The sequence below is a fragment of the Paenibacillus sp. DS2015 genome (assembly GCF_050433705.1).
In the GTDB taxonomy this organism is placed as follows: domain Bacteria; phylum Bacillota; class Bacilli; order Paenibacillales; family Paenibacillaceae; genus Paenibacillus_AQ.
This window is the reverse complement of sequence record NZ_JBNPWS010000001.1, coordinates 137,505-160,812: the sequence shown is the minus strand read 5'-3', so window position 1 is coordinate 160,812 and position 23,308 is coordinate 137,505. Positions and strand designations below refer to the sequence as shown.

The following is a 23,308-nucleotide window of genomic DNA, read 5'->3' as shown; positions in this document are numbered from 1 at the left end:
GAACAATTCGCGTATCACGAAGGCAAAGAGCAGGAGATGCGCGATTATCTCGGTAAGGACGTTACCATTCTGAAAAAGGTACGCGATAAAGCTACGTATAGACTATCACTTAAACAACTCCGCGAGTCAATTGAAGGTCCTGGCGAGAGTGACGTAGACTACGACGACATCGGCGGTTGTGGTTGCTTCGTAACTGACGAAACTAAAACGGAGGTGCAACGCTAATGGATATCGCGGAAAAGGAACGCCAATACAGCGTTAAATATTGCTTGGACGATGCAACCGGAGTTAAGGCGCTATTACGCGATCGCCACAAGTTGGCGTCACGGAGATTCGGCGGAGATTATTCCGCATCCGACATTATCATCGATTTGCACAGCGCGATGAATACCGCCTGTCTCACGGAGCGCCAAACGGAGGCGATTGCGTTAGTCTACGGAATGGATTTAACGCAGAAGGACGCAGCGGCGATTATGGGAGTTGGACAAGACAGCGTCAGCGACTTCGTTAACGGAGCCGCAACGAGGATAGCGAAGGTTTATAGCGCGTGGAATTATGGTGAGGTCATCACAGAAGATACGGAAGAGGAGGCGGTTTAGTGACGATGACATATACGGAGTTATTTGCAGAACTAGTGACCAACGTAGAGGAAACAATTAGGCTGCGTAAGAACGACGAAAGTGTTCGACTCTCGTATGTTGGAGAGGCGTATGACGTTGCTGATCGCGTTGACCGTATGGAATTAATCCAACGTATATCGGACGACTATGTAAGTGCACACGCTGACGTCAATCATCGCGCTATTGATAGGTGGGAAGATAGTGGATGTAAAGGAGAACGACCAGTATCTATATCGCTGAATACTGCCTTATTAGATCGGTTGGCGGATGCGGTACTAGACGAAGAGATAACGGACCCACATCCCGATAAAGTAACACGCGATGAATATCCGTTCCTTAGTGAACGTCAGTTAAATCGTCGTAGGGATAATGAGTATTCCCTATCCCTTGCAGAAAACTATGACACTGACGGCGTTAACCGAGGGAAGCCGGAGCGCCGACACCGAACCGCTCGTGAATCGCGTTTTATAGAAAAAGTATCGCAAGCCAAGAACCGCAGGAGAAACGCGCAGTATAAACGTGATACATCCAATGGCGATGTTGTCTCATATAATTTGCGTGAGAATGGTGGAGAATTGGCGGAATCCTTCGTTACGGCGGCGGAACAAGCTGATAGATGGCGTGAATTAATCGTTAGATAGCGTCAGTAGTTCCGCAGCCGTAACGTTGAAATATACGCATAGCTTCGATAATAGATCGCGCGGATATCGTTCCATTTCGTCATTGTACATTATACGTACAGATTCGAAGCGGTAATCGATATCCCGCGATAATTCACGTATAGTAATACCGCGATCGTCCGTAAGTTCACGTAAATTTGAGCGGATATTCATCCGAAATCACCTCCGATATGTTAAATATACACTGACACGCTAAAAGAGTCAAATAGTTGTTGACACCTTAAACGAGTCGTGGTATATTTAGTACATAAAGAACGACACGGTAAACGAGTCGATAAAACGGAGGTAATTAAAATGATTGGACAACAAATAATAAACATATTAAACAAAGACGAGGAAGCAATGGAGTTACTTACAACATTCAACGAAGCCTGCGAGCGTCAAGGACTAACGCCCACAGAAGTTGAAGAAGCACGGACAACGTTCATAACAATAATGATTGCGAGAAGTCCCGAAGCTATGGAAGTTATGGCGCGTGATGCGTACGAAGGGTTCCGCGCTTAACTGCCGGAGCCTTATCTTTTTATACGGAGGTGTGCCGATGATACTTACGCAGGAAAACACCGCTAATATGCATAGTCGAGCGCGTGCCTACGTCGAGGCGCGCAGTCTTACGGAAGGATCGAACTTACGCAGCTACGAGTATATCGCGTGGATTACCGGAAAGATACGCGAGTGGGAGCAGGCGCATAATGTACGCGAACACACTCCATTAGATAGCGCCAGTTTCGACGTTTGGTTGAGGAAAAACATACGATGAAACTATTTGCAAATAGTTGTTGACACGTTTAGCGAGTCATGGTATATTTAGGACATAAGAAACAAACAAAAATGGAGGTAATTAAAATGACGAAGACTAAAGAGGAATTATTTAAAGGGTTAGAGGAGGCTAGGACCCAGTTTAACGCGTACCAAGGAAAAGCCGCTATTTATGTAGATTTTGAGGACAACACAGCGTGGACGGAGGTCTTTGATTTACCTGTTTTTCATAGTGAGAACATTATATTCTTAGTGACCAAAGACGATCTATACGGTCGAAATGATAGATTTGGAGTAGAAAGATTAAATAAGATTTTAAAGGCTAAAGCGGAAAAGAAAGCTGAAGGATATGACAAAGACTATTTACAGGATAATGATTATTTTTTAGACTCATTTATGAATAAATAACGCCTACACCCATAGTTTGTAGGCTCAGTCGGCTACGGGTTTTGAGGAAGTAAATAAACGCTATCTTACGCGATATCAACGCGATAAGGTGGCGTTTTTGTGTTGTCTTCATACGCCTTACATTCGAAAGGGGACGTTATATATGACGGAATCTAAACGTGTACTAAGCGTAAGTATGTCGACGCCAGCAACATTCGGAGAATTGTACGTAGACATTACGGAGACTATTACCGGACTCAAAGCGCTACAAAGAGAAGCGAAGAAAGCTACGCAGGCGCTCCGTGAGTTAGAAGCTGCGCAATTGGCGGTGGTTGAGTGAGCGAATGGACACATACGGAGGATAGCGTCACACACTCGCTCTTAATTTCGAAGTCACTCGATAGAAAACAGCGTGAATTTGGCGTTGATCTACGCGAGGAAATATATAATACGGAAATGGTTGCACTCGAATATATAAGCGGCTCTAATCATAGGCAGTTTAATATAATACGCGCATTCTATGACGATCTCTTAGACGGACATGAAGCGTATCAGTTATTACTTATAGATGAGGATTCGATAGACGAGGCGCTTATTGGTTTGTTGGAGGTGAGCGAATGACAACTGATATATATACGTATTTCGATACCGATATAGAACGTTGGATGCAGGCGGTTCCTGTCGATGGATACCGCACCGAATCCGAAGAGAACATCGCACGTAAACGCGAATACGCACAGCGCCAGGACGCGATTAATAAGGATCCACGGCATTACGTAGCATCATATCACGAACCAGTACGTAAATTATCCGCACTATTAGCGCTTAATGAACTCGGCGCAGTTATGAAGCTATTGCCGTATATGCGACTAGATAAATCCGGAAAGTTATATTACGAAGGTAAACGTATGGGTTCCGCTGAGATATCGAAAGCAATCGGAAAGGCTACGCGATGGACGGCTACGTTAATTAGCACGTTAACATCATGCGGAGTACTTACGGAGAGTCGCGAAGGTAGGCGCAAAGTATATGAGATTGGCGCGGAGTATCATTCGATAGGTAAATCGCTTAGTGGCGGTCGATATACGAAGGTATACCAAACTAAAACGAGATCGGACGTTAAAAACTTATCGGTACAAGCTGCGGGTTTGCTGTACTGCATGATTCCGTATATACACTATGAGCGCCTTTATCTTTGTCACAATCCGGACGGCGACGATTTTGACGCGTTGAATCACATGGTTCAATCGGACTTAGCGCGGATACTCGGCGAGGAACGATCTACAATCAGTCGGAGTATGCGCGAGCTAAGCCTAAACGGATTTATTATGAGATCGGAATCATACGGAGTTATTGTAATAAAAATGAACCCTGACGTAATGTTCCGCAAGTCATATACGGAAGATGAGTATACGGAAAGCGTACGTTATGAATTTACGCAGAATAAACGACTGGCGGAATCGGCGTTTGACGGGAGCGACGAGGAACTTCCATATTAGGTTGTTGCAAATACTGCATTCTTAGCCCTGTTTTGTTGCAAATACTGCATAGTTCAAAAGTGACCTCAGCCTTAGAGCGACGTGGGTTACAGCCGTTTTTAGCTCCGAGCTTCTCTTATCTTATAGAATAGCGGAGTCGCGTTTGTGCCGTAACAAGCGTATTTCCTAACGTATGCCTAGCGTTGGGACTGCGCTTGTTAACAGCACTTAGTGATTACGGAGAAGAACACTCCGCGAAGATTCGAATCCGTCCAAGACCGGGACGTATCCGACGCATGGTAAAACTACAATTCTATTGCGTGGTTTTAAATCTACGCGAGTAAATAGTATTAAATAATACATCTCGACGCGTCGCCCTTTCTTTACGCGGAGAGGGCAAGGAACGACAGTGACGCGGCAGGCTCTTAGGTTCGCGATGATTGTCAACAATCCACGGGAACTAACGTTATACAAACGGAGGTATACGTATGATTAACTGCATCGGTCAATTAACGGATATTAAACGTATGTTCAGCGCTACTGTTGGCGAAACATTTGCGCAGGTACTTGAAGTATATAAACGGAGGTTATCGAATGAGTAACGTTAATCTAACGCAAGTATCAACGCATGAATTAAGTGCCGAATTATCACGTAGAGAAGGCGTCAAGTATTACGTGTACGGACCGGAGGATTACGTTTTTATTGCGAATAGTGACGGAGAGGACGTTGGACATTACGGACCTGCAACGGTACTTATTAACATCGATTAGATACGGAGGTACACGATAATGTACGTAATCCTATACGTAGCCCAATCGAAGGAAATAGCGGAGGATCTACGCAAGTATATAATCGCGGATAACATAAGCGTTGTAGCATACGGAGACACACTCGATATAACTATGCATCCTAACGTTATTATATGTAACTTCGTAGAACGCGTAGGCGCTACGTGGGTACCGGATGTATTACGGAAGGTAGCGCATAAGGACGCAGTATACGTAGGGTTAATTGCGTAATGTGAAACGGAGGTTAACATTAATGGGCGTAATCAAACGTATGATAACAACACTGATTATCACGTGTACTATTGCGTTGCATAGTCCGAAGGGTAGCGTTAGTAAACAGCGGAACACGTACGAAGCTAGGCGCAGGATAAACACGTAGAATACGCGCACTGTAGGCGTTGTATGAGTAACGGAGTATAAACGTAAGGGTAACGAAAGGAGGCGCTAATATGGCGCAATTAAAGGCGGAACAATACGTAGCTATCGAATGGTTATCGGTACCGAATAAAGGCGGAAAGACATACGAAGAGGTAGCGGCAATATGCGGAGTAACAGCGCGTACTATCGAGAATTGGCGTAAGGATAGAGCGTTCGATGTCGAGTTGAAGCGCGCTATGGTACGTAATAATAGTACGAGGCTACCGGAGATGATCGCATCACTAACGGATGTAGCTATAAAAGAAGGTAACGCAGCAGCGGCGAAGTTAGTACTGCAGATGAACGATATGCTAACGGATAGAGTCGCGTTAGATACGAATGTGACGGAGACTACCGATGTGAATGCGCTACGGGACCGTATCAAAGCGTTGCAAGTCGGTCCATCCGAACCAAGCGGATTATAACGCTATATAATGAAGGAACACGCGTAAGGGAGTTCGGGTGCTTTCGTATTTACCGCGTAATAACCTGCTCAGCGTTTCTGACGCGTGACCCTCCGAAACTTTTCACGCTTCAACGCGCTAAATAACACATAATTACGTGTATATCCGATGCATAAACGGTGTATATACGTGGATTAACGTAGGTATCGGACAGTGTGCGTAAGTGGAAGCGTGGGAAACCGCGTGGTTGCGCCATTGTTGATACTCGCACATATGAACAAAATCAGCATTTTGTGTATATGTACATCGCTTTACCGCGGTAACGTGCGAAGGGGGCGGGGTACCCTCCGGTGACACTCTTAAATCTGACGCCGGACAAATCCGCGTATCAAAATTAACGTTTGACTTTTACGGAGACACAACGAAGAGCACACACAATTGTGACGCTTCTATTTTTGCGCCTAATAAACGCCATGAAATACGCGATTACATTACGCAGGTTACGAATACTCGCTTACGCAACGCAAACGGCTAAATCAACGGTAATCTCACGTAATTATATGGAAGGGAGGCGGTAACTATCGCATGGGTCAACGGTAAGTGGTTAAAACGTCCGGAGCGCGCCGGATTAATCGCGCAATTAAGAAGCGTAATAGACACGGTTGACCTCGCGGACATTATCGCCTATCCCGACGATATCCAACGCGAGTTATTCGAGACAGCAACGGAACTCGAACGCTTGGAACGGATACATCGCGCCGAGAACGATTTACTATACTTTTGTTACGAATACTTCGGAGATCACTATAACGCGGATAACGACGGTAACTGGATTCCGGTAACTATCGGAAACGCGCCGGAGTTTCACCGTGAGATTTGCGCGATTATGGACGATGTATCAGCGGTACATACTAACGCGAAGGTATCCGTAGCAGCGCCGCGTTCTCACGCCAAATCATCGTTTCTATCGAAGGGTAATCCGATACGCGAGATTGTATTCCGTAAACGTAAATACGCGATTATCATATCGGAAACTCCGCAAGTATCAACGGGAAATATGGAGTGGTTATCGCTACAGTTGAAATCTAACGCTAAGTTACGCGCGGACTTCGGACCGCTATTATCCGTTAAGCAGCAGGAGAATCCGAAGGATAACTCGTCGGAGTTTATCGCATGGGAACCGCGCGAAGACGGTAGCCAACGGTTACTAGCGCGAGTAGAAGCGGCATCGACCGGCCAGGCGCTACGTGGACGTAACTGGAACGGTGTTCGTCCGGATCTGATTATATGCGATGATCTCGAAGGTAAAAAGAATACAAATACGGACTTACTGCGGTCGGAAATGCGCGACTGGTTTACGCAGGTTGTCGTACCGCTCGGTGATCCGGCCGGTAAGAAGACCGCGTTAGTATATATGGGAACGATGGTCCATCACGATTCACTTTTACGCTACGTTATGGAAAGCCGGTCGGATTTCAAGACGCGGCTATTTCGTGCGGTTATCGAATGGCCTACGCGTATGGAATTATGGGAACAATGCCGATTAATCTACGTGGATCGCGAAAATGAATTACGCGCGGAGGATGCGAAGGCATTCTACGAAGGTAACCAAGCGGAGATGGACGAAGGCGCAGTCGTATTATGGCCGGACGTACAGCCGATATGGAAGTTGTTTACGTGGAAATGGGATAACGGAAGTAAGGCGTTTAACACGGAGTACATGAACAATCCGGTGGATGAGGAAAACATGGTATTCAATCCTGAACTATTTACGTATTGGGACGCGGATATTGCATATCTAACGGACGACTACGAAGTCTCTATGGGAATCGATCCGGCGATGGGTAAACAGCGTGGAGATTATTCCGCGATTACTACAACCGCGAAACATAAGCAAAGCGGAATTATTTACGTTGTGGATTCATACGGAGAGCGTATTAAGCCGGACATGCTAATTCAAATAATTGTACAAAAAGTGATTAAGTATCAACCAACCATTATTGCCGCGGAAGCAGTTGCAGCGCAGGAATTTATCGTAGATGAGTTGAAAAAGGCGCTCGTTAAAGTCGGGTACCCTGCGGAAACACGTGTTAAAAAGGTATATCACCGAAGCCGTAAGGAGCTGCGTATAGAAGCGATGTCACCGGCGATCGAAAACGGAACGATACGGTTTAGTCGAAAGCATTCTCTATTACTGGAACAATTCGAACAATACGGAACAGGCACACACGACGATTTGCCGGATAGCTTAGAAATGTCAGTATCCGCGCTATCCGGAACTAAGGTATCCGTACGAACAATCGCGCGTAAGATGCGCTAATCACACGAAGGGAGGACGCTATGCAACTTATACCATACACAACTATTTCCGCGGACGAACTCGACCGCTTAATATTTTCACCGCTGCAGCAGGCGTTAGGCGCGCAGACTTGGCAACGCATGAACCGCCAGTTACGCGACTACGAATACTACGCGGGTAAACAGCACGTTAGTCCGGACACGGGGCAACTCGTAAGCGGACGTGACATGCCGCGACCTAACGGACTCGACTACGATCCCACGCGACTCGACGTTAACATGTTTAAGTCCTTCGTAGATAAAAAAGCGCGCTGGTTAATGAGCGGTAAGCACGGGATTAACGTACCGGTCATGAAAGACGCGCCAGCCGACGTTATCAAAACAGCGGACGGATACGAAGCGCTACTCTATCAGTTATGGCGCGAGAATCGGATGCGCACCGCGCTAGTTAAATCCGCGCGAGACTACTTAATTGCACGCCGCGTTGTATGTAAGATCGTATTTGACGCTACGACCGGTAAGCTGCGGTGGATATGGCGATCCGATGCGGAGTTCGTGCCGGTTTATGCAGACGATGATATGACGCAATTAATCGGAGGTCATTTTGTATCTACGGTCGAACGTAGCATCGACGGAGCACAACGCACACTAATCCGCAAGGAATCGTTCACACTTGAAACGCGAGATAACGGTGATTACGAATGTTACTACGAAGACGCGGAATATACGGAAACGCTCGACTTATACCGGACGATTACCGCACGCGCACCGATGGGACTCGATTTTCTACCGCTAGTCGTTATCTCCGTTCCCGGACTAAGCGGCGAAGAAATGGACGTAAGCGAGATCGAAGCTATGCGGACGATTACGGATGTTATTAACTCATCGAACGAGGACGCACTGGACGCGTTGAAATTCGAAATGTTTGCGATGACTGCGCTAATTAACGTACCTGCAGGAACAGCGGAAAAAGTACAGATTGCGCCCGGCGCGATATTGGAAATCGTTAACTCCAATTTACAAGGCGAAGCGAAGCCGGACGTTAAACGCGTAGAAGGCGGATTCGGTTGGTCAGCGGCATTTGATGCGCAGTATAGCCGCTTAAAAGGTGCGCTACACGAAGTAACGTCGCTACCGAATATCGTGCCGCAAGAATTAAACTTCGGTGGATTGAACGGTGATACGCTACACGTATTATTCCAAGCGATCATTCAAGAAACCGAGGAACACTGGCTCGAATGGGACGACAAGTTAACGGAGCTACACGAGAAGTCAATCAGGTATCTACAAGCGCGTGCCGATCGTACGAAGTTTGCGTATGATAAGGCGGTTGTTCGCGGCATTACCGATTACACAAACGAAATTAAATTCGTCTTACCTTTACCGGATAATCGCGCAACTCTAGTCGAATTATTAACGCTAGAAACTGGCGCAGGCTTCGAGTCAATTGTTGGCGCTATGCAACGTTTAGGCGTCGAGAATGTAGCCGCTAAACAGGCGGAAATCAGCGTAGAGGTAGCGAAACGAAGAACCGAAACTGACCCTTATAAAACTGCGGAATAGACCGCACGTCCAATACGCTTACGACGCTAAAAGGCGCGGGACTAACACAAATAGTCGACGCGACTTTAAAACGGAGGTAACACGCATGAAGAACGTAATCGCACGAAAGACTCGCTATCCGCTTAATCTACAACTATTCGCGGAGGATGACGAAGAAACTACGCCAGCAACTCCGCCAGTTAAAACGGAATTTACTGCGGAACAGCAAGTGGAGATGAATCGAGTCATTGCGGATAGGTTAGCGAGGCAACAAGCGAAGTTTGACGCAGAGAAGACCGCTGCAGAAACGGAAGCACAACGCCTCCAACGCGAACAAAACGAGGAATACAAGGCGCTTTATGAAACGTCGCAAGCGGAACTCGTCCGTGTTCAAGGGGAAGCGAAAACTGCGCAGATCAATGCATTGAAAACGCAATTACTCGTTAAAGCCGGATATGCTGCGGATCAAATTACGCGTGTTGGTAAATTCGTAAGCGGTGACGATGAAGAAGCGTTGCAAGCGTCGATTGACGAGATCAAAGCGGATATACCGCCGAAGGCCAGCGGAGTTGATCCGAATCCAGGTAACGGAAGAAAGAACGATCCAGTACCGCAAGGGCCTGAAGCAAAAGTTAAGGCGCGATTCGACCGTTTGAAGGCACAAGGAAAGATTTAATAATTAAAATTATGAGGAGATGACGTTAATGCCAGCTTACACACCAAAATTTACAACAACAGCATTTAAGGGCGGAAAGAATATTTTAGCATCGGAACACCTGCAATTTATCGAGGGTGGTGCCACGCTAGACGGTACGAAGTTTGCTGCAGGTTTGATCGAGGTAGGTACATTAATCGCGCGTAATACCACATCCGGCAAATATGAAAAGTTTACAACAGTTACGGGATTCGATAGTCTCGGTATTTTGAATATCGATGCAATTAGCGATGGTGTCCACGATTTAGTAGTCGGTGAGGTAATTGTACGCGGTTCCGTATATGAAGCCAAACTTCCCACGAACGCGGCACTGGCGGCATTTAAGACGGCTGCTCCATTGATCCGTTACGTAAAACATATTTAATACTGTAGGCGCTTCGAATGGAGGCGTCTTTTTTGTACCCAAAAAACTTATACAAATAAGAGGAGTGTTTATAAATGGCAGGTATTACACATTTGGAAGAGTTCAAGAAACCCGCACTACGAGGATTGATCGACGCAACAGTAGAATCAGCGGTGCCTACGTTGGCAGACGCATTTATGCCGGATGACCAAATCTATTCAACTACATTTGCGTACGATATCATCAAGAAATCGAATCACATCGCTGCTATGATCGGATACGGCTCGGAGCCTCCGGTTGTTGACCGTGATGCGGTAGCTTCTAAAATGGGCGAACTTGCAAAGATGGGACTTAAGTACATCGCGACAGAAGAAGAATTACTCGCGTTGAATCAGGCGCGTTCTGACTCCGAATCATCCGCGATGGTTGATCGACTAACCGTTAAAGCCGTTGATCTCGTAAAAGCGTTGCAACTTCGCGTTAACGTATCGAAGATGGAAGCAATCACGAAGGGTACATTTACGTATAACAAAAACGGAGTGAAAATCGTAGTTGACTACGGTATCCCGGCGAACCACAAAGTAGCGTTAACAGGCGCAAATATGTGGTCTGTTACAACCGTAGATGTTATCGGAAACCTGCTTGAGTGGGCGGCCATCTATGAAGCGTCCAACGGCAAACAGCCGGATGTTATCCTCGTATCACGCGAGGTACAATCGTTGTTGCTTAAGAACGTAACAATCGTTACGGAAGCACGCGGGTTGAATAGTGGTGGAACTCGTGTATCCGTTGACGAATTGAATAGTGTACTTGGTGGTTACGGACTGCCTCCGGTTCAGGTCGTGGTTAATCGTAAGGTAACGGTTAAAGACATTTATACCGGTAATGACGAAGTAATCGAATTTATGCCGCAGAATCGCGTAGTATTTGCGTCAGCAGGCGTAGGTAACTTCCTATATGGCCCGACGGTGGAAAACAACTATCAACCGGGTATTGATCTCCGCGCTTACGATAAATTCGAGCCTATCGAATCCGTTATCCGCGTAGCCGCTGCAGGATTCCCAATTGTTAACGTACCTTCATTACTCTTCCACGCTGACGTTGTGACTGCGTAATAATGACGCAATTAGCACGCGTTAGAGTAGAAGTCCTCGACGCAGTAATCGACGGGCAAGGTAAAGGAGCGGTTATCGACGTGGAATCGGTATCCGCCGAATACCTGGTACGCATAGATTACGCAAAAGTTGTAGAGGTCGTTAAGCAAGCGGAGAAGCCAAAAGTATCTGCAAATAAACCGAAAGCGGCGCAATAAGGAGGCGTTAGTGTGGCGAGTTTACGCGAATTAGAACAACGTCTTGCCGCGCGATTCAGCGGAGTCCCAGGCGTAACGGATGCGGACTTGACTGCGTGGTTAACCGAGGCGGCGTACATTTACGGGTACTCGCCTACTACGCTGGATACCGTTCCGGACGTTGAAACTCCGCTAGTCTTATTACTTGCGCAGATACAGGGAGCGCGCGCTATTGCGTTCTCGACTGCGCATTATTTTAAGTACACGGACGCGGAAGAATCCGTTGATAAGACGAAAGTGTCCGAACAATACCTCGCAATGGTCACGTCATTGACTGCGGATTATGTACGCGACAAGGATGTAATAGACCGCAACAAGCGCCAGTACTCAACGTTTCACGTGATGCGGCGGTTGGATCGTGATTTCACGTGAATAATGAACGCAAATTAAACGAGGCATTAGCGAAGTTACACGCGGATTATCTAGACTTAACGGTTAAGCAGCAGGCATATGTGGTTGGCGAAGTCGGTAAGACACGGGTACAAGTCATCGATTTATTAGAGGAGTACGCGACTAAAAACGATATCGTTAGTAAAGCGCGATTAAACCCATTACTTCGTGACTTGGAATACGTTGAAAAATCGATACGCACAACGGCGGAATCTGCGCTGATAACGGTTATGGACGAGGCTGCGGAAAGCGGACTAAGCGGTACTACTGACGCGATACAATCAACGCTGAGTCAATCGGTTGAGTTTATACTAACCGCGAAGATAGCGGAAAGCGTCGTATTACGTGGACTAACCGGTAAGCAACCGACGACACGTAACCTCGCGACATATCTTGCGGAAAAGACGGGACCCGACGGTCTTAAGTTATCCGATCGCGTCTGGCAATTTGCCGGAGATCAACGCGCGGAAATGAGTAACGTTCTTCGGCGAGGGATCATTCGCGGAGACACGACGGCATCAATGGTGCGCGATATTAAAAACGTGTATAGCACGGAGGATTGGAAAGCGCGGAGACTCGCGTTGACGGAATCGAATACAGCGTATAGGACCGCGATAGGATACGTAGCCGAACAATCGAAATTCGTTAAGGCGCTCCGCTTAGTTCCAGGCGCGCATCATAGTCCGAAGTGTGTTGCGAAAGCAGCCGAAGACCGTCACGGACTAGGCGCGGGTATTTTCCTTCCGTCCGATACCGACATCTATTCGATACATCCGAATTGTACCGCATATACGCAATACATCTTATCCGAGGAGGTGCGGTAATGTTAACAGACGCAGACGCAGCGTGGATTCACGCGAATCGAACGGAGATTAAACAGCATCGCACCGAGCCGGTTACGGTTGAATACGTAGACGGACGGACACTTACGGTTGACGCGATATGGAAAGAACCGCCGACACCGACCGGGGGAATAGCGCGCAATCTCGGAGACTACACGCTAGACTCTAACGATTACACGGTTACCTTCGATGCTAATACGGACGCTACCGGAATTATCCGAGTCATCCGCAAGAACTTACGCTATATCATAACGGACGTGGACGAACGAGGACTCGGCGGATTAAATCGATACGAATGCCGCGCGATGCTCGCAGTTACGGACGGTTTGTATATTAGCGTAATCAAAAGCGGAGTTGACGACGGATGGGGTGTACCTGCGGAATTACCACCGGTTATATATCCGGCGTTTGTGTCCGAAGATGCGCAGAAAGTCGCGAATCAATATGGCGAAGAAACATCGGTACAGTTACGGATTGTACTCGAAGGTTTAGTCGATGTTACTTATCGCGATAAAGTCCGTTACGAAAACGAGCTCGGCGTAATAGTCGAACGTGTACCGGTGCGCATCGTAATTAAACGTAGAGTCGATGGTGCTCCGCTAATAACGGAGGTGTACGTATAGTGTCGATAGAATTTACGTTTGATATCGGTAAGTTTGCGAGGAAACTTGAAGATGCATCGGATGCAGTTAGTCAAGGCGCCATTAACGGAATGGATGACGCGCTCGAATTGTGGCAACTTGAAGCTACGAATCTTGCGCCAATCGGTCGTTATAAAGGGCGCCGTGGCGGTAATCTACGCGCACGCATCGAACATACTACGCCGAAATTAAGCGGTAACGAGATTAACGGTGCGGTCGTTGCTAACGCATTTAATCGCGGATTTAACTACGCGTACTATCTGCATAACGTAGCTGGCGGTAAAGGCGCGGTAGCACGCGAATCCGGAACGGTACTCGATTTTCTAGCGCAGGCGAAGGGTAACAAAGAATCGAAGATGTTTGCGCTAATTGAGGACGCGATACAGGCGGAGTTAAGCCGAAAGGGGCTGACGTAAATGAGCGTTATAAGCGATATGGTTACGATAGAAGCGTTCATTAAAACACAGTTCCCTACGGCTATTACCGGTAAGCAAGTTGTACCGTTACAACCGGCGGCAGGCTCGTTTTATGTGCGCATGATTGACGAGGACAGAACGACGGAAACGCGGTATCACTACCGTGTGGATCGCGTGTATCAAATCGTGCATGTAACGGTTCGACCGGATACTGTACTCGCGGATATGGATGCATTAGGACGCGCGGTATATCAGGACGAGTTAATCGGACACATCCGCGTTAATGCGTACAGCGTATCACAACCGGCACTAACGGATAACGGACTATACGCGATAATCGCAATACTCGACACAAGTATACGAGAAGCGCGGGATCAGACGGCTTATCCGAAAATTAACAACGTAAATGTACGAAGAGTTTAACGGGCGCTTCCGAAATGGGGCGCTCTTTTTATATAACGAAGGAGGCGGACATATGGCAGCACCACAATGGGACCCTACGGCATTACCGACACGTCCCGGCATTTACATTAACTTCGTAGAGCGCGCACTAGCGGCAATACGCGGAGGCGCACGAGGAATTGTAGCTATTCCGTTACTTAAATACGCGGTGACAGCAACGGAAGAAACGTTTTATACGGTCGATTCCGAGAAAGCAGCGGTGGATTTATTTGGACTCGCGAATATCTCATCGATACTACTCGCGTTACAAGGCGGAGCAAAAGAGGTACTCGTGTATACGATGCCAACAACGCCACTAGCCGCGGACTATATCGCTATGCGTGAGGCATTCGAAGCGCGCGCGTTTAACGTATTTGTCTACGATGGCGAATATAGCGCTACGGAACAAGCCGCGACGAAGACATGGGTAGCACGCAATCGTACAGAGGGCAAGCACTTTGTAGTAGTTATCGGCGGTGACGATACGACGGACTTAACGCCAGCTACCGGAGATACGCGCTCTATCTTAAACGATGACGACTACATCGTTAACGTAATAAGCGGCGGAGTTATCGGAGTGTTGACGTATAACTCGTCTGAATACGCGGCATACATTGCGGGAGATATCGCAGGTACCGCTATTAATCAGTCGATTACGCGCCATAACGTAACGCTCGAAGACGTGACTAAGCGGATGACTAATTCACAGGTTGAGGTAGCGTTGCTTGCGGGATCACTCGTACTTTTCAATGATGGCGAAAAGGTCGTAGTCGAGCAAGGCATCGTAACGTCCGGTAAGAAAATCCGGTCTATTCGCGCACGTCAGGCGATTGCAACGGATATCGCACGCACAGCGAACGATAGCTACATCGGTAAATTAAACAACAACGCTGACGGACAAGCAACGTTAATTGTCGCAATCAAGGCGTATCTCGAAACGATGGAAGTTGCCGGAGTATTAACGAGTCCTTACGTAGCGCTTGATCCTGCATATGTGAGCGCTGGCGACTCCGTTTACTTGACGGTCAGCTATATGGAAGTTGATAGCATCGAACGAATCTTCTTGACAATTAACGTATAAGGGCGGTGAGATAATGGCAGGTCCAATGGACGCAAAAAACGTAATCTCCGGTAACTTCGGATTTTTGTACGACCTCGACGGCAATTGGTTAACGAATACCACGAAAGTTGAAGCGAATATCGAGATCGGTATGGAAGAGATTAAACTCGCCGGCACCCGGTGGTTAGGTAACAAAACGACTACACTGAAAGGCTCAGGGTCGATCGGTGGCTATATGGTAACGTCGGAGTGGATTGAGAAGATGGCGCAGGTAACAGACGATATCAGCTCACCGTTTGTAACGGAGCTCATCGTTAAACTGGAGGATCCAGAAGCACTCGGAACGTATCGCGTACGCTTGAAAAACGTTACGTTCGATAACATTCCGGTTGTTAATTTCGAAGTCGGATCGATCGTTGAACAGGAGTTTACATTCGTGTTTAGCGGATATGAAGTACTCGATTCCATTCGCGGATAACTAACGCGATAGTAACGTGATTACAGCGAGCGTCCTTCGGGATGTCTCGCTTTTTAACTATGAAAATAACGGAGGATGATTATATATGGCAACGGTAAAAACAGGCGGTAGGGGTTTAGAAGCGTTACTCGGCGCGACTCTCGATGTGCAGGAAACGGTATACATTCCGCGGTTGAAGACACACTTTACGGTAAAGGCGCTGACGTCCGATGAGATGCGCAGAATTAACGAACGCGCGACGATACCGAACACAAGGGGCGAGAAAAAGGTCGATAACGAGTTATTGAATTCGTTGTTTATCGCTAAGGGCTGCGTAGAGCCGGAGTTTAGTAATAAGGCGCTAATACAACACTATGGTGCGGTTGATGACGTGGAATGCGTTACAAAGGCACTGCTCCCCGGAGAAATCGGAAAGGTGTTGCAGGCGGTACTCAACGTGTCCGGATTCGGTGACGAGGAAGAGATGGTGGAGGACGCAAAAAACTAATAAATTCCGGCGGAGTTCCGCGACTACTACACGAGATATTTCAACGCCACCACATTCCGCCGGATGAAGTTTATGCAAAAGAAAAATCCCACCAGTGTTTTATGTTCGCGTCGATGTTGATCGCAATGGAACCGGAGATAAAACGCGCTAAAGACGAAGAGTTAGCGCGAGAAAGGGGGAAAGCTAATGTCCTTCGACTTACAAGGGAAAATCCGGATCAAAGATGACGGAGCCTCTCGCACACTTGAAAAGATAGCGAAACAGACGGATCAAGTCCGTAAAGCAACTGAATCATATCGCGACTCTACCGGAAGGCTTCGTAACTCGCAAGGGCGCTTTATAAATGATACCGAAAAGATGAACCACAAGCTAAAAGAGTCAAAGTCGCTATTCGGAAGTTTAAAAGGCGCGTTTTCCGGCGGACTTGGCTTCGGAATTGGTAACGCGGTAATAAACGGAATTGGCAACGTAACACGCGCGGCTACGGACTTCCTCGGTGACTCCGTTAAAAAGGCGATGGACTTCGAAGCGCAGATGCTAACGATTGAGGCGCTAACTGGCGCGACCGCTGACGAAATGAAACGGATGTCAAACCTCGCGCTATTTGAGGGAGCACGTACGAAGTATGGAAGATGCTTCACCGCGGCGTAATCTGCGGAAAAAATAACGATGTGAATTCGGTGAAGGCTAAGGCGGAAACGCTATGTTAATACCGAGCCAAGCCGTATAGGGATATACGGAAGGTGTAACGACTAGGAAAAGTAGGCTAGAACAGTCGAAATTCCCACGAGCGCATCGCACCCGACCGAGTAGTGTCGAGGGTGAAGATATAGTCTGAGCCGAGTATGAACTGACATACTATTATGCGGCGAAAGCCCCGGAAGTAGAGGATAAAGAGCCTTTACGGTAACAATCTGATAATGCATTAGAAGCTGGAAAAGCGATAGAAGAACTTCTCAAGGCGGGATTAACGCCTGCAGTGGTTGAAGCCGGCGCACTCGGAGCGGCGCTTGACCTCGCTACAGCGGGCGGACTCGGTTTAGAAGAATCCGCGATAGTCATGTCGACGGCGCTTAACGCGTTTAAGAAAGACGGAATGAGTGCGGCACAAGCGGCGGATATACTTGCAGGAACAGCTAATGCGTCAGCAACAGGAGTTAGCGCATTGGCGGAAAGTTTAGCGCAAGTTTCAGCGGTCGCTTCCGGTAGTGGTTTGTCGTTTAAAGATACGAATCTAGCGCTCGGTGTATTTGCGAATAACGGACTTAAAGGATCAGACGCGGGTACGTCGCTTAAGCAAATGTTACTAACGTTGCAACCCATAACTGATATGCAGAGGGGACTATTCGAGGATCTTGGATTTACTGTCAACGGAGCGAGTAACGCGTTTTATGACTCCAAGGATAATATTAAATCAACAGCTGAGATCGCTGGTGTCTTACGTACGAAACTCGGCAAGTTAACCAACGCACAACGTCAGTTAACGTTAAAGCTGATGTTCGGTACGGACGCGATTCGTGCTGCGAATATCCTTTACGAAGAAGGCGAAGAAGGAATTAAGAAATTCGAAAGCGCAATGTCGAACGTTAAGGCGCTCGATGTCGCGAAGAAGAAAATGGAAGGCGCTGGCGGCGCGGTTGAACAACTCCAAGGCGCGTTCGAAACATTGCAGATATCCGCGTTGATTCCGACGATGCCGCTGATTACGCGATTTGCTAACGGAGTGTCTAAGCTAATTCAAGATTATAGTCCGCAGATTACCGCGGCTATGGAGAAAATGGTAGCGAGTGCTTCCGGATACCTTGATAAACACTTTACGAATAACGAGGCATTCAAGAGGATACCGGACATCAAAGGGAAGATTAAATTTATATTTGAGGACATCATGAAGACGTTCAGCGAGTGGATGGACGGTGGAGGCAGCGCCCAGATATCCGCTGTAGCTAAAAAGGCTATTGATCTTCTAGCTGTCGGGTTACAAAACTCACAACCGTTAGTGGCAGCCGCTATTGATCTAGGTGTCGCTATTGGCAATGGGATTTTAAAAGGGATACTATCGGTTGAAACACTTAAAATGTTCCTTGGTAAAGACGGCCCCACTCTTAACGTGACAAATAAATATAAAGAGGAGAAATCTGCCGAAAAGACGGGTACTTACACTCTACCGTCTCCTGGGCAAAGTCCGTATCGTACAGGTAAGGAAATACTTGACAGCGCTAGTCAGAATAATAAAAATAACTTCTCAACACAGAAATCCCTCGGATTCTCCGGCGGACTCGATAACGTTCCATATAACAATTTTCCAGCGCGGTTGCATCAAGGCGAATCGGTATTGACGCGCGAAGAGAACAAAGACTATCGCGAGAACAGCGGAGGTAGTGGCGGACAAGTCGTTATCACCGGTAATACGTTCCACGTACGGGAGGAAGCGGATATTCACCGTATCGCCGGACAATTGGCGCGGTTAATGGCAACGTAAAGGAGGCGGAAGAGTGGCGAAGAAGACGCAGTTTTGGCTTAAGTTTAACAACAGCGCGGAGACACTATGGTTACCGGTTAATCCCGGTTCTATATCCGTCTCCTCTACACACGGTTACGAAGACGTCGAAGTTTCCAACATCGGAGAATACACGATACTCGGTAATAACAAACTAAAAGAGTTTACGATATCTTCACTATTTCCGCGCGATTATCACGGATCCTATTGTAATTATTCGAATTTACGTGATCCGTGGGCGTGTGCATCGTTGATAGAAGGGTGGCAACGGTCCGGACGTCCTATTCGATTTATCATGACGGGAACGCCGGTTAACATTGCGGTCACTATACGTAGCTTCGAATACGAAGAACGCGGCGGAGAGCCTGGCGATGTTTATTACACGCTGCAGATGAAAGAATACGTTTCGATTACGGCGTCCAAAAAATCACAGCCGATGACTACCGCTAGTACCACGCCTAAGTTAACCTCAACAACGGCACAGCGGTCAACATCGGTTAACAAGATATCCGCATACACCGTTAAATCCGGCGACTCGTTATTTAAGATTGCGGCCAAAGCGGAAGTGTACGGGCGCGGGGATGATTGGCACAAGATATACAACGCTAACAAAAAGGTGATTGGCGCTAATCCCAATACGCTTAAACTCGGCATTAAGTTGGTGATTCCTTAATGGCTACGAAAATAGCGGTACTCTATAATAATACGCATTGGATCGAGAACCTCGTTACATCGGCACAATGGTCCGGAGACGTATCACAACCATTTCGTACTCTAACGTTATCTGTATCGAATACGAAGAACAGTGAGGACGAAGCAATCGCGTTCGAACTCGGTAAGGAAATCCGATTTTACGTAAACAAGGTCGGCTTATTTCGCGGCATTATATTTACGTATGATATCTCAAGTGACGGAAACGCAACGGTAATCGCGCACGACGAAAATGTTTACTTAACTAAAAACGTAGATACGCGTAAATTCGTGAAGATGACTGCCGGCGCTATTGTAAAGGAAGTCGCGAAGGCTTACGAAATACCAACGGGGGATATCGCGAGTACAGGCTATGTAATACCACGGATGATACTTAAGAATATGACGCTATGGGATATGATTGTAACCGCATTGACCGAGACACGTGCGCAGTCTGGACGCAAGTTCTACGCTTATGCACGCGAAGGTAAGCTGAACCTACGCGAGAAGAAGGACGAAATAGTCCGTTGGATGCTGGAAGATGGCGTTAATATTATTACCGCGAGTCGGTCGCAGTCTATCGAAGAGATGCGTACATCCGTTAAGGCTATCGGCGGGGACAGCGAGGATAAGCCGTTAGTCTCGATTGCCAAGAACGCGGCACTCGCAAAGCAATACGGACTTATGCAACACGTAGAATCTGCGGATTCACGGTTAAAGAAATCCGCGATTGACCAACTCGCGAAAGAACGATTAAAGGAACTCGGTAAGGTGACGGAGGATGTAACGGTCGAAGCGCTCGGTATAACGGAAGTCGTCGCAGGTTACGCGGTATACGCATTCGAGTCGATGACGCGGTTAGTCGGGGGATTTTACGTTAACGCGGATACACACACGTTCGAGAACGGGAGCCACCGTATGGACGTGACCTTATCTAAAACGGACGACCTACCGAAGCTCGAATATGAAGAACCTGAACAATTTGAGAAGGCGAAGACAGCTAAGAAGAAGGCAAAGGAAAAGACAGCCAAAGCTAAGAAGACTCCCAAACCGAAGAAGCCAGCAGCAGAGACGGTGGTTGATCGATTACTGCGCGAAATAAATGGAGGTAGTTAGATGATTGAATTAATAGATGGCGGCGGAGTTAGTCAGCTTAAGTCCGTTGTCAAACAACTTACGTATGTTAAGTCCGCGGACATCGAGTTCGCCACGGTACTAGCACCACCTCCGTCAATACGCGTAGTAGTCGACGGCATGAAGATCGAATTAGACGCGGATGACCTCTCTATTTGCGAATCATTAACGAAGACTACGCGCGATATTAAGTTTAAGGCGGACGTCGCGATTAAAGTGGATATCGACGGTACGTTACGTGATGGCACGATTAAGACGGGAACGTCCACTAGTATCGAAACAGACAACGCGCTTAAGGCGGGCGACCGCGTAGTAATTGCGTCGATCAACGATGGTCAGTTATACGTTATATTAGACCGCTTAGGGGGCGTGAAATAATGGCGCTAAGTCCGTTAGCTACAATTGATCCGGTTATGGATGAAACAACGGATATCGACGCAATTGAGACGTCAAAAACATATGCTATCAACTTCGCTACCGGCGACATTGGCGGAGAGGTAGACGGATTAGAGGCAATTAAACAGTACGTTGTAAAAGCGATTAAAACAGCACGATTCCGGTTCGCAATTTACGATACGGATTATGGGAGCGAGATCGACGATTTAATCGGACAGGACGTATCGGTCGCGTTACTAGACACGGAAATACCACGTGCTATTAAAGAAGCGATTATTTTCGATGACCGTATACTAGACGTTTATGACTTTGAATTAACGCGCGAGGGCGATTGCCTTTACGTGTCTTTTTACGTTGAAACAACGGAATCAAATATTCCGATGGAGGTGGTAATTTAACGATGGCATACGAAGAACAAACAAGCGCGGAGATATTAACGCGAATGCTCGCCGCGTCGCCTCCGGAGGTAGACAAGCGCCAAGGATCGATAACAAACGATTTACTTTCGCCTGCAGCTATCGAGTTCATGCGCGCATATACGGAGATAGATAACGTAATTGCGTTTGGATTTGCGGAGACAACGTACGGCCCGTTTCTCGATATGCGAGCGCGCGAATACGGACTAACACGGAAAGCGGCGGTTAAGTCAACCGGATCACTCACGTTTACGGGACCGGACGATACGCTTATAGTCGCGGGAACAATCGCAAGTACAGGCGGAGACTCACCGGTATATTTCGTAACTAACGTAGATGCAACGATAACAGGCGGATCGGTAACGGTTACAACAACGGCGCAGGATGCGGGCGCTCGCGGTAACGTTGGTTCCGGCACAATATTAACGCTAATGGGCGATTTAGTAGGGATTGTAACAGTGACTAACGCGACTGCGTTCGAAGGCGGAGTTGACGCGGAGTCGGACGAATCACTACTGGCGCGATATCTCGAACGCGCACGTAAGCCGGCTACGAGTGGTAACGCGAATCAGTACCGTCAGTGGGCGCTAGAAATACCCGGCGTATCTGACGCGAAAGTATATCCGATATGGAACGGACCCGGCACGGTTAAAGTCGTATTATTGGACGATGACAAGACCGCGCCGGATCAGACGATTATTGACGCGGCACAAACGTATATTGATCCAACGCAGGATGGACGCGGAATGGGCGCGGCTCCGATTGGCGCGATAGCAACGGTAGCTGGCGCAACTCAACTTCCGGTAAATATCGCGGTTAAAGTAACGCTAGCACCTGGCGCAACTACTGCGCAAGTTAAGGCGTTAATCGAGGCGGGGGTTGCTGCATATCTTAAGACGCTCGCGTTCGCTGATCCGTTAGTGCGCGTTACGCGTATAGCTAACGTGATACTCGACATCCCTCCGGTTATTGATTACGAAGCACTTACGATAAATGGCGCGTTTAGTAACATCGCTATTGCAGACGGGGGAGTCGCGGTATTGGGGACGGTGACTGTTACGTCATGAGGACATTAACGGAGTTTAAACGCGATATGCTCGACTATGCGCCGAGGTATTACGGAGATATGCCGATTGCTACGAACATCTTCGACCGTGAGGCGGAGGAGTTCGCGAAGTTAAACACGGATATCTACGATGTACTCGCGCAAATGTACATCGAGACAGCTACGTGGGGATTAATGCAATGGGAGCGCATCTTCGGACTCGTAACGGATGTGTCGAAAACGTACGTACAGCGGCGTGAAATACTGTTATCGCGATTACGCGGAGTTGGCGCGGTATCAGCGGAGTTAATCGAGTCGGTCGCGTCAGCGTATGGGAACGGTGACGTTGCGGTAACGGCGAATGTGCCCGCGTATACGATTACGATTACATTCGTGAGTGAGTACGGAGTGCCGGCGCAGATGGTCGAGTTACAGGCGGCGGTACGTGATATCACACCGGCACATTTAGCGATTAATTACGTGTTCCGTTTTTACACTTACGCGGAGTTAAAAGCGTCGGGATTAACGTATGGCGCGTTGAAAGCAACGGGGAAAACGTACGGAGAATTGAAAGATCGGGGGCTAACATAAT

At 47.7% G+C, this 23,308-nt stretch carries 32 protein-coding genes and 1 pseudogene; 32 read left to right on the top strand and 1 reads right to left on the bottom strand.

Annotation, left to right across the window (positions count from 1 at the left end):
- Positions 1-36 precede the first annotated feature (36 nt).
- From J2T13_RS00820 to J2T13_RS00810, 3 genes are all read left to right on the top strand, one after another.
- Positions 37-225: a hypothetical protein gene (locus tag J2T13_RS00820; protein ID WP_429367421.1), complete on the top strand. Its 189-nt coding sequence runs from the start codon at positions 37-39 to the stop codon at positions 223-225.
- Positions 226-317: 92 nt separating this feature from the next.
- Positions 318-599 (top strand): sigma factor-like helix-turn-helix DNA-binding protein, encoded by a 282-nt coding sequence (locus J2T13_RS00815; protein ID WP_429367419.1) that lies wholly within the window; start codon positions 318-320, stop codon positions 597-599.
- On the top strand, positions 599-1,261 hold the full coding sequence (locus J2T13_RS00810) for a hypothetical protein (protein WP_429367418.1): 663 nt from the start codon (positions 599-601) through the stop codon (positions 1,259-1,261). The genes J2T13_RS00815 and J2T13_RS00810 overlap by 1 nt, the downstream gene beginning before the upstream one ends.
- On the opposite strand, the gene J2T13_RS00805 is transcribed toward J2T13_RS00810, so the two are convergent.
- The gene (locus J2T13_RS00805; protein ID WP_429367416.1) at positions 1,247-1,453 is read right to left on the bottom strand and encodes a helix-turn-helix domain-containing protein; all 207 of its coding nucleotides are present in this window, start codon (positions 1,451-1,453) and stop codon (positions 1,247-1,249) included. The genes J2T13_RS00810 and J2T13_RS00805 overlap by 15 nt on opposite strands.
- 141 nt (positions 1,454-1,594) lie before the next feature.
- On the opposite strand from J2T13_RS00805, the gene J2T13_RS00800 reads away from it, so the two are divergent.
- From J2T13_RS00800 to J2T13_RS00660, 29 genes and pseudogenes are all read left to right on the top strand, one after another.
- Positions 1,595-1,804: a hypothetical protein gene (locus tag J2T13_RS00800; protein ID WP_429367414.1), complete on the top strand. Its 210-nt coding sequence runs from the start codon at positions 1,595-1,597 to the stop codon at positions 1,802-1,804.
- 342 nt (positions 1,805-2,146) lie between these two features.
- Positions 2,147-2,467: a hypothetical protein gene (locus J2T13_RS00795; protein ID WP_429367413.1), complete on the top strand. Its 321-nt coding sequence runs from the start codon at positions 2,147-2,149 to the stop codon at positions 2,465-2,467.
- Positions 2,468-2,609: 142 nt separating this feature from the next.
- Complete coding sequence (locus tag J2T13_RS00790; protein ID WP_429367411.1) at positions 2,610-2,786, top strand: hypothetical protein; 177 nt, start codon at positions 2,610-2,612, stop codon at positions 2,784-2,786.
- Positions 2,783-3,067: a hypothetical protein gene (locus J2T13_RS00785; RefSeq protein ID WP_429367409.1), complete on the top strand. Its 285-nt coding sequence runs from the start codon at positions 2,783-2,785 to the stop codon at positions 3,065-3,067. Before J2T13_RS00790 ends, J2T13_RS00785 begins: the two co-directional genes overlap by 4 nt.
- A complete protein-coding gene (locus J2T13_RS00780) occupies positions 3,064-3,945 on the top strand; it encodes a hypothetical protein (protein ID WP_429367408.1) in 882 nt (293 codons plus the stop codon). Before J2T13_RS00785 ends, J2T13_RS00780 begins: the two co-directional genes overlap by 4 nt.
- Positions 3,946-4,518: 573 nt before the next feature.
- Positions 4,519-4,695: a BC1881 family protein gene (locus tag J2T13_RS00775; protein WP_429367406.1), complete on the top strand. Its 177-nt coding sequence runs from the start codon at positions 4,519-4,521 to the stop codon at positions 4,693-4,695.
- An 18-nt stretch (positions 4,696-4,713) separates the two neighbouring features.
- Positions 4,714-4,944, top strand: a complete 231-nt coding sequence (locus J2T13_RS00770) for a hypothetical protein (RefSeq protein ID WP_429367404.1) — start codon at positions 4,714-4,716, stop codon at positions 4,942-4,944.
- 218 nt (positions 4,945-5,162) lie between these two features.
- Positions 5,163-5,555 (top strand): phBC6A51 family helix-turn-helix protein, encoded by a 393-nt coding sequence (locus J2T13_RS00765; RefSeq protein ID WP_429367402.1) that lies wholly within the window; start codon positions 5,163-5,165, stop codon positions 5,553-5,555.
- 718 nt (positions 5,556-6,273) lie between these two features.
- The gene (gene terL, locus J2T13_RS00760; RefSeq protein ID WP_429367400.1) at positions 6,274-7,854 is read left to right on the top strand and encodes a phage terminase large subunit; all 1,581 of its coding nucleotides are present in this window, start codon (positions 6,274-6,276) and stop codon (positions 7,852-7,854) included.
- A gap of 20 nt (positions 7,855-7,874) precedes the next feature.
- Positions 7,875-9,395, top strand: a complete 1,521-nt coding sequence (locus tag J2T13_RS00755; RefSeq protein ID WP_429367399.1) for a phage portal protein — start codon at positions 7,875-7,877, stop codon at positions 9,393-9,395.
- A gap of 85 nt (positions 9,396-9,480) precedes the next feature.
- A complete protein-coding gene (locus tag J2T13_RS00750) occupies positions 9,481-10,050 on the top strand; it encodes a hypothetical protein (protein WP_429367397.1) in 570 nt (189 codons plus the stop codon).
- Positions 10,051-10,078: 28 nt separating this feature from the next.
- Entirely contained in the window at positions 10,079-10,453 is a 375-nt protein-coding gene (locus J2T13_RS00745) for a hypothetical protein (RefSeq protein WP_429367395.1), read from the top strand.
- Between the two features lie 74 nt (positions 10,454-10,527).
- Positions 10,528-11,547: a major capsid protein gene (locus J2T13_RS00740; RefSeq protein WP_429367393.1), complete on the top strand. Its 1,020-nt coding sequence runs from the start codon at positions 10,528-10,530 to the stop codon at positions 11,545-11,547.
- Positions 11,548-11,756: 209 nt separating this feature from the next.
- Entirely contained in the window at positions 11,757-12,155 is a 399-nt protein-coding gene (locus tag J2T13_RS00735) for a hypothetical protein (protein ID WP_429367391.1), read from the top strand.
- Entirely contained in the window at positions 12,152-12,997 is an 846-nt protein-coding gene (locus J2T13_RS00730) for a hypothetical protein (RefSeq protein WP_429367389.1), read from the top strand. Before J2T13_RS00735 ends, J2T13_RS00730 begins: the two co-directional genes overlap by 4 nt.
- On the top strand, positions 12,997-13,638 hold the full coding sequence (locus J2T13_RS00725; protein WP_429367387.1) for a hypothetical protein: 642 nt from the start codon (positions 12,997-12,999) through the stop codon (positions 13,636-13,638). The genes J2T13_RS00730 and J2T13_RS00725 overlap by 1 nt, the downstream gene beginning before the upstream one ends.
- Positions 13,638-14,072: a hypothetical protein gene (locus J2T13_RS00720; RefSeq protein ID WP_429367385.1), complete on the top strand. Its 435-nt coding sequence runs from the start codon at positions 13,638-13,640 to the stop codon at positions 14,070-14,072. Before J2T13_RS00725 ends, J2T13_RS00720 begins: the two co-directional genes overlap by 1 nt.
- Positions 14,073-14,495, top strand: coding sequence for a hypothetical protein (locus J2T13_RS00715; protein ID WP_429367383.1), 423 nt, complete (start codon positions 14,073-14,075; stop codon positions 14,493-14,495). It begins immediately after the preceding gene.
- A 52-nt stretch (positions 14,496-14,547) separates the two neighbouring features.
- A complete protein-coding gene (locus J2T13_RS00710) occupies positions 14,548-15,594 on the top strand; it encodes a phage tail sheath subtilisin-like domain-containing protein (RefSeq protein WP_429367381.1) in 1,047 nt (348 codons plus the stop codon).
- A gap of 13 nt (positions 15,595-15,607) precedes the next feature.
- The gene (locus tag J2T13_RS00705; protein WP_429367379.1) at positions 15,608-16,051 is read left to right on the top strand and encodes a phage tail tube protein; all 444 of its coding nucleotides are present in this window, start codon (positions 15,608-15,610) and stop codon (positions 16,049-16,051) included.
- Between the two features lie 85 nt (positions 16,052-16,136).
- Positions 16,137-16,538 (top strand): phage tail assembly chaperone, encoded by a 402-nt coding sequence (locus J2T13_RS00700; RefSeq protein ID WP_429367378.1) that lies wholly within the window; start codon positions 16,137-16,139, stop codon positions 16,536-16,538.
- A gap of 186 nt (positions 16,539-16,724) precedes the next feature.
- Positions 16,725-17,189, top strand: a complete 465-nt coding sequence (locus J2T13_RS00695; RefSeq protein ID WP_429367376.1) for a hypothetical protein — start codon at positions 16,725-16,727, stop codon at positions 17,187-17,189.
- Positions 17,190-17,469: 280 nt separating this feature from the next.
- A pseudogene (locus J2T13_RS00690) lies at positions 17,470-19,017 on the top strand (phage tail tape measure protein); the annotation flags it as partial.
- Positions 19,018-19,030: 13 nt separating this feature from the next.
- A complete protein-coding gene (locus J2T13_RS00685; protein ID WP_429367374.1) occupies positions 19,031-19,708 on the top strand; it encodes a LysM peptidoglycan-binding domain-containing protein in 678 nt (225 codons plus the stop codon).
- Positions 19,708-20,841, top strand: coding sequence for an XkdQ/YqbQ family protein (locus J2T13_RS00680; protein ID WP_429367372.1), 1,134 nt, complete (start codon positions 19,708-19,710; stop codon positions 20,839-20,841). The genes J2T13_RS00685 and J2T13_RS00680 overlap by 1 nt, the downstream gene beginning before the upstream one ends.
- Complete coding sequence (locus tag J2T13_RS00675; protein WP_429367370.1) at positions 20,842-21,237, top strand: DUF2577 domain-containing protein; 396 nt, start codon at positions 20,842-20,844, stop codon at positions 21,235-21,237.
- Positions 21,237-21,653, top strand: coding sequence for a DUF2634 domain-containing protein (locus J2T13_RS00670; RefSeq protein ID WP_429367368.1), 417 nt, complete (start codon positions 21,237-21,239; stop codon positions 21,651-21,653). The genes J2T13_RS00675 and J2T13_RS00670 overlap by 1 nt, the downstream gene beginning before the upstream one ends.
- Positions 21,654-21,655: 2 nt before the next feature.
- A complete protein-coding gene (locus tag J2T13_RS00665; RefSeq protein ID WP_429367366.1) occupies positions 21,656-22,738 on the top strand; it encodes a baseplate J/gp47 family protein in 1,083 nt (360 codons plus the stop codon).
- Positions 22,735-23,307 (top strand): putative phage tail protein, encoded by a 573-nt coding sequence (locus J2T13_RS00660; protein WP_429367364.1) that lies wholly within the window; start codon positions 22,735-22,737, stop codon positions 23,305-23,307. The genes J2T13_RS00665 and J2T13_RS00660 overlap by 4 nt, the downstream gene beginning before the upstream one ends.
- Position 23,308 lies beyond the last annotated feature (1 nt).